This window comes from Pseudoalteromonas sp. SG45-5 (assembly GCF_014164085.1).
Lineage (GTDB): Bacteria > Pseudomonadota > Gammaproteobacteria > Enterobacterales > Alteromonadaceae > Pseudoalteromonas > Pseudoalteromonas aliena.
In genome coordinates, this window is the sequence record NZ_JACJEM010000162.1 from 1 (window position 1) to 457 (window position 457).

Consider the following 457-nt stretch of genomic DNA (forward strand, 5'->3'; position numbering starts at 1 on the left):
GTCGTCAAAATCATCTTCTAAGCTATCTAAACTACTTTCTGCAGCAAGCGCATTGGCCAAGTCTTGCTCTGTTTGACTTACCGATACATCTTTTGTATCGGTGTCTACATTTTCAGGTAAGTCAGTAATCTCTTCATTTAATGCCGTCGGCGGTGTATTTGCTAACTCATCGTCATCGCCTAACTCATTTTCTAATTCACTACCCAACTCAGCCAATTCGTCATCGATTAGCAAATCATCATCTAAATCGTCTTCTTGCAGCGGTTCAGCAGTGTCGGATGTTTGATCATCTGCCGCTGCTTCTTGCGAGTCATCAAGATCTAGAGGTTGAATTTCTTCAGCTTCTTCTAATTCATTATCAAATTCGTCGTCCACCGAATTTTCATCTGAACTTGCTAATAACTCATCATTGTCAGCATCATCTATTTCAAATTCTTGCTCTGTTTGAGCCGCTATC

At 40.7% G+C, this 457-nt stretch carries 1 protein-coding gene; it reads right to left on the reverse strand.

Annotated elements, in window-relative coordinates; genetic code table 11:
• The coding region (locus H5119_RS20105; protein WP_220492926.1) for a hypothetical protein at positions 1 to 457 on the reverse strand (457 nt) is incomplete at both ends.